The organism is Kitasatospora sp. NPDC032121 (assembly GCF_055580145.1).
In genome coordinates this window covers 371,210-385,287 of the sequence record NZ_JBVILX010000005.1, presented here as the reverse complement: position 1 = coordinate 385,287, position 14,078 = coordinate 371,210, and the positions used below count along the sequence as shown (strand labels likewise).

The following is a 14,078-nucleotide window of genomic DNA, read 5'->3' as shown; positions in this document are numbered from 1 at the left end:
CGAACCGGATTGCGGGCACGCCGCACGGTCCCGATGCATTGGTGGCAGGCTCAGTCTCATATTCGGGTGACTGGCCGTCAAGACCCGAACAGGAAAGGCAAATTGTATTACTGCACTAATCGGGCAGGGGGCGCGCAATTGGCGACTCCGCGCCCCCTGTCGGTGCCCGGTGCGGCGGGTCAGCCGCCCTCGGGGAGGTTCCGGTAGTCGGGTCTGGCCGCCGGGGGATCCGTCGGCGCGGGTGTCGGGGCGGGCGGTGCCGGTTCGGGCGGCGCGGGCGCCTGCACGGGTGCGGGTGTCGACGCGGGCGTGGGCTCGGGCACGACCGGCGGAGTGTCCGCCGCCGGCGCGGTCGTCGGCGCGGTCGTCGGCGCGGGAGCCGGCTCGGAGGCCGGCTTGGAAGCCGATTCGGGTTCCGGCGCTGGTTCCGGCTTGGGAGCCGATTCCGGTTCCGGCTTGGGTTCCGGCTTGGGGGCCGCCCCTGGGCCCGTTCCGGGGGCCGTCGTCTGGTAGGAGGGCGGCCGCGCGGCCCCCAGGAACCAGCCCCAGGACGCGCCGAACCGGTGCTCCAGGAACCGGAACGCCGCGTAGTAGGCCGTGCCGAAGCCGGTGACCAGGGCGGAGGTGGCGGAGGCGTTGTCCAGGTGGATGCCGAGTCGCGCGGCCTGCACCACGAGGAAGGTGACGACGTAGGGCACGCACGTGCGCCACAGGGACAGGGCGAGTTGGTACATCGGTCCTCCTAGACCGACGTCAGTCGGCGACCGTGAAGCCGTGCGCCTGGCCGAGCCGGGTCAGCGAGTTGATGCCGGGGATGCCGTCCGCCTGCTGCCCGCTGTACCCGTACCGGCGCTGGAGGGCGGAGTAGGCGTCGATGGTCCTGGTGCCGAACGAGCCGTCGGCCCACTGCCGGTCGAGCAGCCCCTCGGCGACGAGGGCCCGCTCCACCGTGTACACGTCGTCCGCGTGGGTGGTGGCGCCCTGGGGCGCGTCCGGGTCCTGGCGGGCCGCCGCGACCACGTTCGACTTCGACACCTGGGCCAGCAGGACCGCTCCGCCGAGCAGCCGGCGCAGCGAGGCCTCGCCGGGCACGCCGTCCGCGTCCCCGCCGGAGTAGCCCAGACTGCGCTGGTAGTCGGCGTAGTTGAGGGTGTCGGCGTCGGTCCAGTCCGGGCCGGGGCCCTGGCTGTAGTGCGAGCCGAAGCCCGCCGCCGACAGCGCCTCGCCGACGAGGGTGACCTGCGGACCGTGCGCGCCGTAGCCGTACGCCAGCCCGCCGACGTTCTTCTGGTACCGGGCCGGGGTCGGGTCCGGCTGCGGCGCCGGCCGCTGGGGCGCGGTGACCACCGTCCCGGACGGGCGCGGCGCACCCGACGTCACCCAGGCGTACAGGGCCGGGCCGGGGCAGTCGGTCGAGTAGCCGTCCCGGTGCCCCTTGATCTCCGGACCGGCCGGGCCCTGCCGCTGGCAGTACTCGATGGCGTCCCGCAGTCCGTTGAGCTGCTCCGGGGTCGGCTCGGTCGACCCGGAGGAGCCGACCAGTCCGCACACCGCGTAGTGCGCCTCGTTGAGCGGGACGTCCCCGTTGGCGCTGTTGCGCCGGTTCAGGCCCCGGCCCTCGAACACGACGCCGTGCTCGCAGACCACGAAGCTGTAGCCGATGTCCGACCAGCCGTCGTCATCCATGTGCGACGCCTGGAGGCGCCGGACGTAGGCCGGGCAGGAGTCGTGGGTGGCGAAGGTGTACGCCGTGCCCAGGTAGTGCACCTTCACCCCGGCGCGCGGACCGGCGTACGGGATCGAACCGTTGGGCTCGCGCCAGGCCCGCGCGCCCCACTGGTCGCGGCTCACCAGCTGCAGCCCCGGCCAGTCGGGCTGCTGCGGCACGGGGTCCGGCGCCGGCGTGGGCGGCTCGGGCGCCGGTGCCTGGCCGGCCCCGGCCCACGCCTTCAGCTCGTCCAGCGAGCCGTTGAACACGTTGGTGTCGAGCGGGTCGTCGGTGTACTGGTGGAAGCGCCAGGACGCCTGGATGCGCGGCGAACCCGCGGACACGTAGTCCGCGATCCACAGGAAGTCGCCCGCGTTGTCGTCGGTCCGGAACCAGTAGTCCCGGTTGGTGTAGAGCCCGACCAGGTGGTCCGGGTAGCGCTGCTTGACCGCCGCCAACCACTGGTTCTTCGCCGCCGTCGCGTCCCCGTCGCCGACCGACTGCCCGTACGGCTCGAAGTCCAGCACCAGCAACTCACCCGCGGGGATCCATCCCACCACCCGGCAGAAGTGCTCCACCTCGCCGTCGACCGGATTCTCCACGTGCAGGAAGTGGTAGTGCCCGACCACCAGCCCCCGCCCCCGCGCGTCCGCGACCTTGGAGGCGTACCCCGACTGCTCGGTGTGCCCGCCCTCGGTGGCCTTGATGAAGACGAAGTCCGCATCCCCCGGAATACCCGACTGGAAGTCGGAGACGTCATAACCCTTCGCGTATGCCATCAGGAAGCTTCCCCCTTCGCGCCGATGGCAGCCACGGCCGACCGGCCCCACGCGGGGGCACACGACACCGGCCAGAGCGTCATGTCCACACTCCACAGTACAGCCGAAGAAAGGTCAACTCTCTTGTTTTCCAAGGATCTTGAATTTCCGGAAAATCCATCGCGCGGCCCGTGCCACTGGCAATTCCACCGACGAGTGAGGGAATCGTGATGGTTCGCCACAGGACTGCCATCCGAATCCGCCGGAATGCCCTCAACCGGATGCGAGCTGCCTCCCCATCCTGTCGGCCGCGCGCCCCTCGGACCACCGGGGCCCCGCCACCCAGCCCCGGAAGCCGCACCTCCCCTCGCCGGCAGACTCCCGCAGCACCGGCGGCAGCGGCCTCCCCGCCAGCCGCGCGGCGCCACTGCGCTGCGCGCACGCCGCACGACGAGCAACCCCGCGAGCGCGGCGCCAGGCACGACCACGAACGCCACCGAGGAGCAACCCCCGCGAGCACGGGGCCGACGCACCGATTGCCCACCGGTCGTCCTTGAGGCCGGAGCAACCCCCGCGAGCGCGGGGCCCGACAGCACTGGTGACTGCCGGTGATCTCGTTGGCGGAGCAACCCTCGCGAGCGCGGGGCCGACGCGCAGCGCCGTTACCGAGCGGCGTGCCGGCCGGAGCAACCCCCTCGAGCGCGGGGCCGACTCGGCGTCCGCTCGGCCGGGGGTCGGGCCCCGGGAGCAACCCCCGCGAGCGCGGGGCCGACCGCAGCCGTGGACGGTCCGGCGAGCGAAGACGAGGAGCAACCCCCGCGAGCGCGGGGCCGACACCTCCGACGGCGGGTTGGAGGTGTCGTAGCCGGAGCAACCCCCGCGAGCGCGGGGCCGACGCGCCGGGGGTGGGGATGGTCTGCCTGATCGGGGAGCAACCCCCGCGAGCGCGGGGCCGACGGCTCGTTCATGGTTTTGATCGGCGCGTACATGGAGCAACCCCCGCGAGCGCGGGGCCGACGAAGCCAGCAGGCAGTGCCCGAGCGTGTCGAGGGAGCAACCCCCGGGAGCGCGGGGCCGACCTGACGATCGTGGCGCCGATCTACGCCAGCCTTGAGCAACCCCCGCGAGCGCGGGGCCGACAAGCACCCGGACTACTCCGGCAGCCCCACCGAGGAGCAACCCCCGCGAGCGCGGGGCCGACATGCCACGGTGCGCACGGGCGCCCCTTCCGTGGGAGCAACCCCCGCGAGCGCGGGGCCGACACAGCGCCTGGGCGACCGCGCGCACCGCCAGCTTCAGCACGGAGCAACCCCCGCGAGCGCGGGGCCGACACTTCCTGACCTGCAGCGATTCTCCTCAGGGGGCGCCGATTGATTCAGTTCGATTCGGCAGACGGTCCATACCATCTTTCCTGAGTTATCGTCACATCTTCTAGCAGCCAAGCCAATTGTCAGTGCGTCCCCCTAGGCTCCCGAAGCGTACTCGCACATGGAGGTTGGGACGATGGCCGAGGACCGCTGGCGGTGGTACCCGCCCGAGGTCAGGGGCTGGCTGGGCGTGTTGTGGGGGAAGTCGGCCGGGCGGGCCGGGGGGTCTGCCAACCTCCTGCTGTCGCACATGCTGGACACCGCGGCGGTGGCGGAGGTCGTCTGGGACCGCTACCTGCCGCCTGTGACAAAGCAGCGTCTGGATGCCGTCGCGGGCGGCCGGGAGAAGGGCCGGCGCCTTTTCTCCTGGCTGTGCGGGATCCACGACTACGGCAAGGCCGTCCCTGCCTTCCAGCACCTGGACTCCAACTTGGCGGACGCCGTTCGCGGATCCGGCCTGTCCTGGAACAAGTTCGCAGTGAAATCCGAGTCCTGGCGGCACGACAAGGCCGGCGGGCGTCTCCTGCGCGCGGCGCTTGCCAAGGCAGGGTGGGCGGAGGAGCAGGTCGACTGGGTCTGGCCGCTGGTCGCCGGCCACCACGGACGCTTCCCCACGCTGGGCCAGCTGCCTCCGAAGAAGAAGAAGGAGGACCTTCAGGGCAAGGGCCCGTCGTGGAAGCTGGCGCAGTCGGCGCTGGTGGAGGTGTTCTCCCGTGAGTTGGGCTTCGCGGGGGAGTCGCCGCTGGCCGCGGTGGAGCCGGCCCTGGTGCCGGGCCGTGCGATGCAGCTCCAGCTATCCGGGTACGTCGTGATGGCGGACTGGATCGCCAGCGACGAGCGGCACTTCGCCGGGGTAACGGACCTTGCGAAGGTGACGATCGCCCAGGCGCGTCAGCGGGCCGCTGCGGCATGGTCGAGCCTCGGGTTGCGCGGCGGCTGGGGGGTGCTGCCGACTCCGGGCCCGGAGGCGTTCCGGGACCGCTTCGGTCACGGGACCCGCCCGTCGCAGGATCTGGTGCTCGATGTCGTGCGTCGGATGGGTGGGCCGGGGCTGGTGATCGTCGAGGCACCGATGGGGGAGGGGAAGACGAAGGCCGCGCTGGCGGCGGCGGAGCTGCTGGCCGCCCGGTACGGCCTGGACGGGGTGTATCTGGGCATGCCGACCCAGGCGACCTCGGACCCGATGTTCACCCAGGTCCGGTCCTGGCTGCGCAACGTCGAGGAGGGGCTGGAGGACCAGGTCGCGCTGCTGCACGGCAAGCGGATGTTCAACAAGGAGTGGCGCGGCCTGCTGGAGGACGCGGGCGAGGGGAGCCGGGACGCCGACGCCCGCTACTCGACGGTGGACGAGTTCGGCATGCAGTCCGATTGCTTCGACGATTACGGGGGCGGGGGCGGTTGTGAGGGCGGGGGTGTCGAGCGCAGGGCGCCTGCCGAGTGGTTCCTCGGCCGCCGGCGTGGCCTGTTGAGCCCGTTCGCGGTCGGCACGATCGATCAGCTCCTGTTTGCCGCGACGCGGACCAAGCACGTGATGCTGCGGATGGCCGGCCTGGTGGGCAAGGTCGTGGTCCTCGACGAGGTCCACGCCGCCGACGTCTACATGTCGCAGTTCCTGCTGGAGGGCCTGTGGTGGCTCGGGCAGGCCGGGGTGCCGGTGGTACTGCTGTCGGCGACCCTGCCGCCCGAGCAACGGCGCCGTCTGGTCGCCACCTACCTGGCCGGAACGCAGTCGGCAGAGGCTCCGGCGGCGCTGGAGGTGCCCGAGCCGCAGGGGTATCCGAGTGTGACGGCGGCGTGGCCGGGCCGGAATGGGAAGCCGGAGGTGCTGGTCGAGAGCACGGAGTCCTGGCGTGACGACCTGCGGGTGCGGGTCGAGGTCCTCGACGAACCGCCGACGAGGACCGATTCCCGGGCCGATTCCCGGAGCGGTTCCCGGGCCGCGGAGAGCGACGCCGGGCCGGCGGACACCGCCGTGGTCGACTACCTGAGGGAGCGTCTGGTCGACGGCGGGTGCGTCCTGGTTATCCGCAACACGGTGGACCGCGCCCAATCCACGTTCGACGCCCTCCGCCAGGAGTTCGGCGCCGATGTCCGGCTCCTGCACGGACGCCTGCACACGGGCCACAGGGCCGACCGCGCGCAGAAGGTGCTGAACCTCCTCGCCCCGCCCGCCGAGGGCGTCGAGCGTCCCGGCAGGCTGATCGTCGTGGCCACCCAGCTCGCGGAGCAGTCGTTCGACGTCGACGCCGATCTGCTGATCACCGACCTCGCCCCGATGGACCTGCTCCTCCAGCGCATCGGCCGCCTTCACCGCCACGACGGGGTGAAGCGTCCAGCCCTGCTGGAGCAGCCCACGGTCGTCGTCACCGGCATCAGCCTCGACAGCGACGGAGGCGCACCGCACATGCTGCGCGCCTCCGAGGGGATTTACGGTCGCTACCTCCTGCTGCGCACGGCCGCTGAGGTGGAGCGGGTGACGGCCGGTGGGGGCACCTGGAGTATCCCCGGCCAGGTGCCGGAGCTGGTCGCCCGGGTCTACGGGTCGGACCCGGTCGTCCCGGAGGCGTGGGGTGAGGCCGAGACGCAGGCCCGGCGGGAGTGGGAGGAGCGGCAGGCCGAGCGTCGCGCGAAGGCTGCCGAGTACGTGCTGACCCGCGCCGGGGAGCACGGGGCTCCGACCCTGGCCGGTCTGCACTACGGAGGCCACGGCACCGTGGCCGAGGGGCAGTTCGAGGCGCTCGTCCGTGACGGGGACCGGAGCGTGGAGGTCGTCCTGGTGCGCGGTACCGAGGATCGCTTCCGGGCGGTGACGGGCCGCAGGCTCGGGCCGAACGGCGAGGTCGCGGCGGAGGTGGTGGACGACGTGCTGTGCGGCATGGTCCGCCTACCCGCCAAGCTGACCGAGGTGGCCGAGCAGGGGCTCGGTCCGCTGCCGGGCTGGCGGGACCATCCGTGGCTTCGCTACAGCCTCGCCCTCTTACTCGACGAACAGGGCGAAGCGTCGCTCGGAGACTTCCGGCTGTGCTACGACGAGGCGCTCGGGCTCGTGGTGAGCGGCGGGCGTCCCTACCGGTAGAGCACGTGGGCGGAACGGACGCGATGCCGTTCCGCCCACACGCGCCCCTTTCCCCCGCGAACGCGGGGCCGGCGCACGTCCCCGCGAACGCGGGGCCGACGTGCTCTCGGCCGGGAGCCGGAAACACGGCCAGGGGCCACCCCCGCGCAACGCAGATCCGCGGGGCCGAGGGGCAATCTAAACATTCGCCCCACAACAGACCATCAGAGGTGCCAGGATTAGCCAACCACGAGCTAAACATGGCCAGTTGGGAGAACAGCGCGTGCCTGGGTACAACCTTGTCGAGGAACCGTGGCTGACGGCGCGGCCCGTCACCGGCGGGCCTCCCGTGGAGCTGGGGATCGCCGAGGCCCTGGCCCGGGCCCATGAGCTGGAGGGCCTCGTCGTCGAGTTCTCCACCCAGCTGCCGGCCGTCCTGCGCCAGGTCCTGCTGCCCGTCGTCGCCCACGCCACCGGCGCGCCCCAGACCCTGCGGGAGAAGGGCGACCGGCTCGCCCAGAAGGGCGGGTTCACGCCGGACGAGCTGAAACGTCTCCAGACCTACCTCGACAAGCACCGCGCGAAGTTCGACCTCTTCGACCCGGCCGCCCCGTTCGCGCAGGTCGCCGGGCTGCGAACGGCCAAGGACGAGACGAAGGGCTCCGCCGCCCTGGTCGCGACCGCCGCGAGCGGCAACAACGTCCCGCTGTTCGCCAGCCGTACGGACGCGGACCCGCTCGACCTGACACCCGCCCAGGCCGCGCACTGGCTGGTGCACACCCACTGCTGGGACACCGCGGCGATCAAGACCGGTGTCGTCGGCGACCTCGAGGTCAAGGCGGGCAAGACGACGGGGAACCCGACCGGCCCGCTCGGCCAGCTCGGCGTCATCATCCCCACCGGGCGGACCCTGTACGAGACGCTCCTGCTGAACGTCCCGGTCACCCCGCCCGGCGCCCTCGGCGTCCCGCAGTGGCTGCGGGCTCCCCACGGCCCGGCCTGGAAGCCGCGCCCCGCCGACGGCCTGCTCGACCTGTGGACCTGGCAGGCCCGGCGGATCCGGCTCGTCCCGCACCAGGACGACGGCCGACTGAAGATCGCCCGGGTGGTCATCAGCGCCGGTGACCGGCTCACGGTCCTGCCCGTGCAGGAGCCGCACACCGCCTGGACGTTCACCGCTCCCGCCAAGAAGTCCGCGTCGGCCCTGCCCGAGCGCAGGCCGCGCCGGCACACCCAGGGCAAGGCCGCCTGGCGGGGCCTGGACGCTCTCCTCACCCCGACCCGGCAGGGCCCCGAAGGCGGCTTCGAGACCAGCGTCCTGCTCGACGAGGCCAGCGCCCTGCAGGAGCTCGACAAGCTCGACGCCGACTACCCGCTGCAGGTCGAGACCTTCGGCATGGTCTACGGCACCCAGTCCTCCGTCGTCGAGGACGTCATCCACGACGAGATCCCGCTGCCGCTGCTGGCCCTCCACCAGGACAGCGAAGCCCATGAGCTCCTCCTCGACGTGGCCGAGCAGGCGGAACAGCTCGCGAAGGCCGTCAACAACCTCTCCGCCGACCTGCGCCGGGCCGCCGGCACCGACCCCATCCCCTGGGACAAGGGCCAGCGCCCCGGCGACCTCCTCCTGCACACCCTCGACCCGCTGGTCCGCCGCCTGCTGGCCGGCGTTCGTGCCGCCGGCACCGACGACGACGTCCTGGAGCGGGGCAGGCTCGCCTGGGAGGAACTCGCCAACCGCCGCGCGTGGGACGCGGCGAACGAGCTCCTGCTGTCCGCCCCCGCCACCACCTTCCAGGGGCGCACCGCCGGCCCGACCGGCAAGTCCGGCAAGCCGCAGACCTACAAGCTCGGTACCGCCGGTGCCGCGTTCCGGCGCCAGCTGAACGAGATCCTCCCCCGCTACGCCGAAGCCCTCCGGGAAGCGGCCGCCGCCCGGGCCGCCGAGACCGGACCCGACCCCGACCCAGCCCCTGGAGCGGACCTTGACGACTGAACACACCACCACCGCCAAGCGGCGCCCGTACTGGGACAGGCTCACCACCCCCGACCACAGCTGGCGCCTCGACCCCCGTACCGGGCAGCCGCGCCGCCCGGCCGGCGAGGACCTCGCGGCCCTGCGCTCCGGCCTCGGCCGTCCCGTCATGGACAGCCCCAAGATGTGGCCGCTCTACAGCTGCGAGGTCAACGACGTCCTCGCGCTGCGTGACGAGGTCTCCGACGAGCAGAAAGCCGAGCACGCCGCCCTCGCCCTCTACGGCCTGCACCAGCAGAGCCAGTCCACGCCGATGCACCGCCGCGGCATCAAGCTCGGCGAGGCCCTGCGCGCCCTGCGGCGCGACGGCAAGTTCAGTGAGGAAGCGCTCGACCGGCGGGTCGCGCAACTCGCCGGTGCCACCAGCGTGTCCGCGCTGCTGGTCCACCTGCGCGGCCTGATCACCCAGCTGCGAACCGTCGGGCAGCCGCTGGACTACAACCACCTGATGGCCGACATTCAGGCCTGGCATCACACCGACCGGCGCCCGGAGGTCCGCCTCAAGTGGGCCATCGGCTACCAGGCCTGGAAGGACAAGGCGCCCGACGCAGGCTGATCGCCCCGCGAACACCGCTGACCCCGCCCCCCAACACGGGCACCGCCACCGGCACCGCCACGGGCACCACACCAACACCGACACCACCGAGGAGAAGCGCATGACCGACCGCCTCTACATCGACGTGCACATCCTGCAGACCGTCCCGCCGGCGAACCTCAACCGGGACGACAACGGCAACCCGAAGGAGGCCTACTTCGGCGGCAAGCGCCGCTCCCGGGTCTCCTCCCAGGCCTGGAAGCGCGCCACCCGCCTCCACTTCGCCGGGAGTCGCGACCCGCAGGACCTCGCCACCCGCACCAAGCGGATCGCGGCCCAGCTCGCCAAGGGCATCGCCCAGCGCACCGGCATCACCGCCGAGGACGCGCAGCGGATCGCCGACGCGCTGATCAAGTCGACCGGAATCTCGGCGGGCAAGAAGGCGGGCGACACCGCCTACCTCCTCTTCTACGGCCGCCGCCAGCTGGACGGCATCGTCGGCCTGGTCGCCGACACCGCCGCCGACCTCGCCACCCTCGACGCCAAGGCCCTGGAGGAGGCGGTCAAGGCCCTCCCGGTCAAGGAAGAGCTGCAGAACGGCCACCCGGCGGACGTGGCGCTGTTCGGCCGGATGGTCGCGGACATCCCCGGCCTGAACGTCGACGCCGCCACGCAGGTCGCGCACGCGATCTCCACCCACGCCACCGAGCTCGAGTTCGACTACTACACGGCGGTCGACGACGAGAACACCGCGGACGAGACCGGCGCCGGCATGATCGGCACGATCGGCTTCAACTCCGCCACCCTGTACCGCTACGCCACCGTCGGCCTGCACCAGCTGCGGGAGAACCTCGGCGACGACAAGGCCGCCGTCGACGCCGTCGACCTGTTCGTCGACTCCTTCGCCCGCTCCATGCCCACCGGCTACGGCAACTCCTTCGCCCACCGCACCCGCCCCAGCCTGGTCGCCGTCGTCGTGCGCGCCGACCAGCCGGTGAACCTCGTCTCCGCGTACGAGAACCCCGTCCCGGCGAGCCGGGGCATCGTCGCCGAGTCCGCGCGCCGCCTCGCCGGGGAGTTCGCCACCGCCACCGAGCAGTGGGGCGACGCCCCGCTGTACGTCGGCATCTGCCACACCCTCGGCGCCGACGCCGACGAGACCGGGCACAAGCTGGCCGAGGCCTTCGGCGCGAACCGCACCTTCCCCGAGCTGCGCGACGCCCTGCGCACCGTCCTCACCGAGCGGGTGAACGACAACTGATGCCCGCCGACCCCACCCCCGCACCGGACCCGCGGGACGAGGAGCAGGCGGTCCTCGTGCTGCGCCTCGCCGGCCCCCTCCAGTCCTGGGGCGACCGCAGCGCCTTCAACCGCCGCGACAGCCGGCCCCAGCCGACCAAGTCCGGTGTCATCGGTCTGCTCGCCGCCGCCGCAGGCCGCCCGCGCGAAGCGGACATCAAGGACCTGGTCGGCCTGCGCCTGGGCGTGCGCATCGACCAGCCCGGCACGCTGCTGCGCGACTACCACACCGTCAGCGACTACCGGGGCCGGCCGCTGCCGCAGGCCGGCGTCAATGCCAAGGGCGTCCAGAAGCCGACCTCCCCGGCCAAGGACACCCACGTCACCCACCGCTACTACCTCCAGGACGCGGTGTTCGTCGCCGCCGTCCAAGGCCCGGCCGCCCTCGTCACGGCGCTCGCCGAGGCGATCCGCCGCCCCGCCTTCCCGCTCGCTCTCGGGCGGCGCTCCTGCGTCCCCACCCAGCCGATCGCACTCGGCGAGGTACGCGACGGCACCCTGGAGGACGTCCTGGCCGAGGAGCCCTGGCAAGCCGGCAAGGCCGCCAAGCAGGCCTACCGTCGGCGGGCCGAGCAGGGGGCCGAGCCGTTCTCCCCCCACCGGATCGACCTGGCCGCGACCTTCGACGACCCGTCGGGCGACGACACCCTCCAGGACGTCCCGCGCTCCTTCGACCCCCGCGAACGCGGCTTCTCCACCCGGCGGATCCGCCACGCCTGGCTCGACGTCCCCACCGGCCTGGACCCGTCCGCCACGACCACGCAACCGGCCGCAGCCGCCGGCGGCCACGACCCGTTCGCCCTACTGGGCTGGTGACCCGATGACCTACCTCTCCCGCGTCCGCATCAACCCGCTGCGCGCCGCCAGCCGCAACCTGCTCGCCAACCCCCGCGCCCTGCACGGCGCCGTCACGGCCGGCATCCCCGACACCGCCCCCGGCGACCGAATCCTGTGGCGCCTGGACGCCGACCACCCGCGCCGCCCGATGCTGCTGGTCCTCACCCCCTCCAAGCCCGACTGGACCCACATCGTCGAACAGGCCGGCTGGCCCGACGCCGAAGGCGAGCACTACGCGATCCGCGACTACACCCCGCTGCTCGCCCAGCTCGCCGTCGGCCGGGAGTTCGCCTTCCGGCTCAAGGCCAGCCCCGTCCAGAACACCTCCAAGCCCGAGAAGGCGAGCGCACACCGCACCAAGACCGCCGCCGAACTCCACCACCGCTCCTACCGCATGGCCCACCGCACCGCCGCCCAGCAGCTCACCTGGTTCCTGGACCGCACCGACCGTTGGGGCTTCACCGTCCCCGCGGCGCGCACCGACGACCCGGCACCCGGCCTCGAACCGTCGGCCTCCGACACCCCGGTTGACGTACGGCCCGCCCGGGAGGTGAGGATCACCGACCGCAGCCGCAGCACCTTCACCAAGCCCGGCACCCGCACCCCGGTCACCCTCACCACCGCCACCTTCGAAGGCCACCTGCGCATCACCGACCCGGCCCTCCTGCAGGCCGCCCTCCTCGGCGGCATCGGCCCCTCCAAGGCCTACGGCTGCGGCCTGCTCACCCTCGCCCCGCTGCCCGCCGGAGCCCGCTGACCGATGGCCGACATCTGGTGGAAAGCCCACCCCCACGACCTGCACCGCCTCGCCGACCGCGTCTCCAGCGTCTACGTCGAGCGCAGTCACATCGACCGCGACGAGAACGCCGTCGTCGTCATCAACAAACGCGAAACCGTCCGCGTCCCGGCCGCCATGGTCGCCGTGATGCTCCTCGGCCCGGGCACCCGCATCACCCACGGTGCCGTCAACCTCCTCGCCGACTCCGGCACCACCGTGTGCTGGGTCGGCGAGCAGGGCGTACGCATGTACGCCGCCGGCCTCGGCCCCAGCCGCGGCGCGGGCCTGCTCAACCGACAGGCCTGGCTGGTCAGCCGCACGAAGGAACGCCTGGCCGTCGCGCGGAACATGTACCGCATGCGGTTCCCCGGCGAAGACGTCAGCACCGCCACCATGCAGCAGCTGCGCGGCCGCGAGGGCGCCCGCATCCGCAAGCTCTACCAGGCCGAATCGCGGCGAACCGGCGTCCCGTGGAACGGCCGCGTCTACAAGGCCGGCGACGCGTACGCCGCGGGCGACGACCTCAACCGGCTGCTGTCGGCGGCCAACGCCGCCCTGTACGGGATCTGCCACGCCGTCATCACCGGGCTGGGCGCCAGCCCGGGGCTCGGCTTCGTCCACACCGGTTTGGCGACCTCGTTCGTCCTGGACATCGCCGACCTCTACAAGGCGGAGTACACCATCCCCCTCGCCTTCGACCTCGCCCAACAGGGCCACACCGAGGAACGCGACGCCCGCCTCGGCCTACGCGACCGCATCGCCCAGGACAAGCTGCTGGGCCGCATCGTCCACGACGTCAAGGCGCTCCTCAGCCCGGACGGCACCGAGATGCCCGACGTCGAGGTCAACGAACTCTGGGACGAACGCGTCGGCACGGTCCAAGGCGGCGTCAACTGGTCCGGCACCGAAGGCCCACCGATGCCCGTTGCCTCCGACCCCGGCATGGGAGACGAACACCTGGCCGTCATCGGACCGGAGTTCACCGAGGACACGAGCAGCCCATGACCGTCATCATCCTCATCGCAGCCCCCGAAGGCCTCCGCGGACACCTCACCCGCTGGATGGTCGAGGTCAACGCCGGCGTCTTCGTCGGCACCCCCAGCCGCCGCATCCGCGACCGCCTCTGGGACCTCCTCGCCACCCGCATCGGAGACGGCCAAGCCGTCCTCGTCGAACCCGCCACCAACGAACAGGGCTGGACCGTCCGCACCGCCGGCAAGGACCGCTGGAAGCCCGTCGACTTCGACGGACTGATTCTCTCGGCCCGCTCCCGCCGGTAAACCCACAGGTCACGAAGGGGTCGGCCCCGCACGCGCGGGGATAGTTCCGGGATTTTGAAGCTGGGCATGGGGTCTCTCTCGTCGGCCCCGCACGCGCGGGGATAGTTCCCGACCCGTACCCCCGCGACGAACGGCCCGCGGGTCGGCCCCGCACGCGCGGGGATAGTTCCTCGCTACAGGCACTTATCGCCCCGAAGTTGGCGTCGGCCCCGCACGCGCGGGGATAGTTCCATCCGGGGCGCGCTCTGAGGCGGATAGAGTGCGTCGGCCCCGCACGCGCGGGGATAGTTCATTGGCTGCTTCTGGGGGATGAGGGTGCGAGCTGGTCGGCCCCGCACGCGCGGGGATAGTTCCCCCCGCATCCCTGTCGGGGGGATGCGGGGGTGGTCGGCCCCGCACACGCGGGGATAGTTCCCATCCGAGCTG

General features: G+C 72.3%; 10 protein-coding genes and 2 CRISPR repeat arrays (1 of these 12 cut by a window edge). Of the genes, 8 read left to right on the top strand and 2 right to left on the bottom strand.

The window, feature by feature from the left end; translation table 11 throughout:
- Positions 1 to 179: 179 nt before the first annotated feature.
- Positions 180 to 734 carry a hypothetical protein gene (locus ACZ5OX_RS17715; RefSeq protein WP_465630785.1) on the bottom strand — a complete coding sequence of 185 codons (555 nt, stop codon included), beginning with the start codon at positions 732 to 734 and terminating at the stop codon, positions 180 to 182.
- A 19-nt stretch (positions 735 to 753) separates the two neighbouring features.
- A complete protein-coding gene (locus ACZ5OX_RS17710; protein WP_465630783.1) occupies positions 754 to 2,487 on the bottom strand; it encodes a peptidoglycan-binding protein in 1,734 nt (577 codons plus the stop codon).
- 479 nt (positions 2,488 to 2,966) lie between these two features.
- Positions 2,967 to 3,797: a CRISPR direct-repeat array (repeat unit 29 nt; unit sequence GGAGCAACCCCCGCGAGCGCGGGGCCGAC).
- A gap of 172 nt (positions 3,798 to 3,969) precedes the next feature.
- Here ACZ5OX_RS17710 and cas3 point away from each other — a divergent pair.
- The 8 genes from cas3 to cas2e all read left to right on the top strand — a co-directional run bounded on the left by cas3 (position 3,970) and on the right by cas2e (position 13,652).
- Positions 3,970 to 6,909, top strand: a complete 2,940-nt coding sequence (cas3, locus tag ACZ5OX_RS17705) for a CRISPR-associated helicase Cas3' (protein ID WP_465630782.1) — start codon at positions 3,970 to 3,972, stop codon at positions 6,907 to 6,909.
- A gap of 262 nt (positions 6,910 to 7,171) precedes the next feature.
- Positions 7,172 to 8,884, top strand: a complete 1,713-nt coding sequence (gene casA / locus ACZ5OX_RS17700; RefSeq protein ID WP_465630780.1) for a type I-E CRISPR-associated protein Cse1/CasA — start codon at positions 7,172 to 7,174, stop codon at positions 8,882 to 8,884.
- Entirely contained in the window at positions 8,874 to 9,479 is a 606-nt protein-coding gene (gene casB / locus ACZ5OX_RS17695; protein ID WP_465630778.1) for a type I-E CRISPR-associated protein Cse2/CasB, read from the top strand. Before casA ends, casB begins: the two co-directional genes overlap by 11 nt.
- A gap of 100 nt (positions 9,480 to 9,579) precedes the next feature.
- Positions 9,580 to 10,719, top strand: a complete 1,140-nt coding sequence (gene cas7e, locus ACZ5OX_RS17690) for a type I-E CRISPR-associated protein Cas7/Cse4/CasC (protein ID WP_465630776.1) — start codon at positions 9,580 to 9,582, stop codon at positions 10,717 to 10,719.
- Positions 10,719 to 11,573: a type I-E CRISPR-associated protein Cas5/CasD gene (gene cas5e, locus ACZ5OX_RS17685; RefSeq protein WP_465630774.1), complete on the top strand. Its 855-nt coding sequence runs from the start codon at positions 10,719 to 10,721 to the stop codon at positions 11,571 to 11,573. Before cas7e ends, cas5e begins: the two co-directional genes overlap by 1 nt.
- A gap of 4 nt (positions 11,574 to 11,577) precedes the next feature.
- Positions 11,578 to 12,351, top strand: coding sequence for a type I-E CRISPR-associated protein Cas6/Cse3/CasE (cas6e, locus tag ACZ5OX_RS17680; protein ID WP_465630772.1), 774 nt, complete (start codon positions 11,578 to 11,580; stop codon positions 12,349 to 12,351).
- Between the two features lie 3 nt (positions 12,352 to 12,354).
- Positions 12,355 to 13,377, top strand: a complete 1,023-nt coding sequence (gene cas1e / locus ACZ5OX_RS17675) for a type I-E CRISPR-associated endonuclease Cas1e (RefSeq protein ID WP_465630770.1) — start codon at positions 12,355 to 12,357, stop codon at positions 13,375 to 13,377.
- Positions 13,374 to 13,652: a type I-E CRISPR-associated endoribonuclease Cas2e gene (gene cas2e, locus ACZ5OX_RS17670; protein ID WP_331744407.1), complete on the top strand. Its 279-nt coding sequence runs from the start codon at positions 13,374 to 13,376 to the stop codon at positions 13,650 to 13,652. Before cas1e ends, cas2e begins: the two co-directional genes overlap by 4 nt.
- A 19-nt stretch (positions 13,653 to 13,671) precedes the next feature.
- A CRISPR array of direct repeats spans positions 13,672 to 14,078; the repeat unit is 29 nt; unit sequence GTCGGCCCCGCACGCGCGGGGATAGTTCC (it continues 50 nt past the right edge of the window).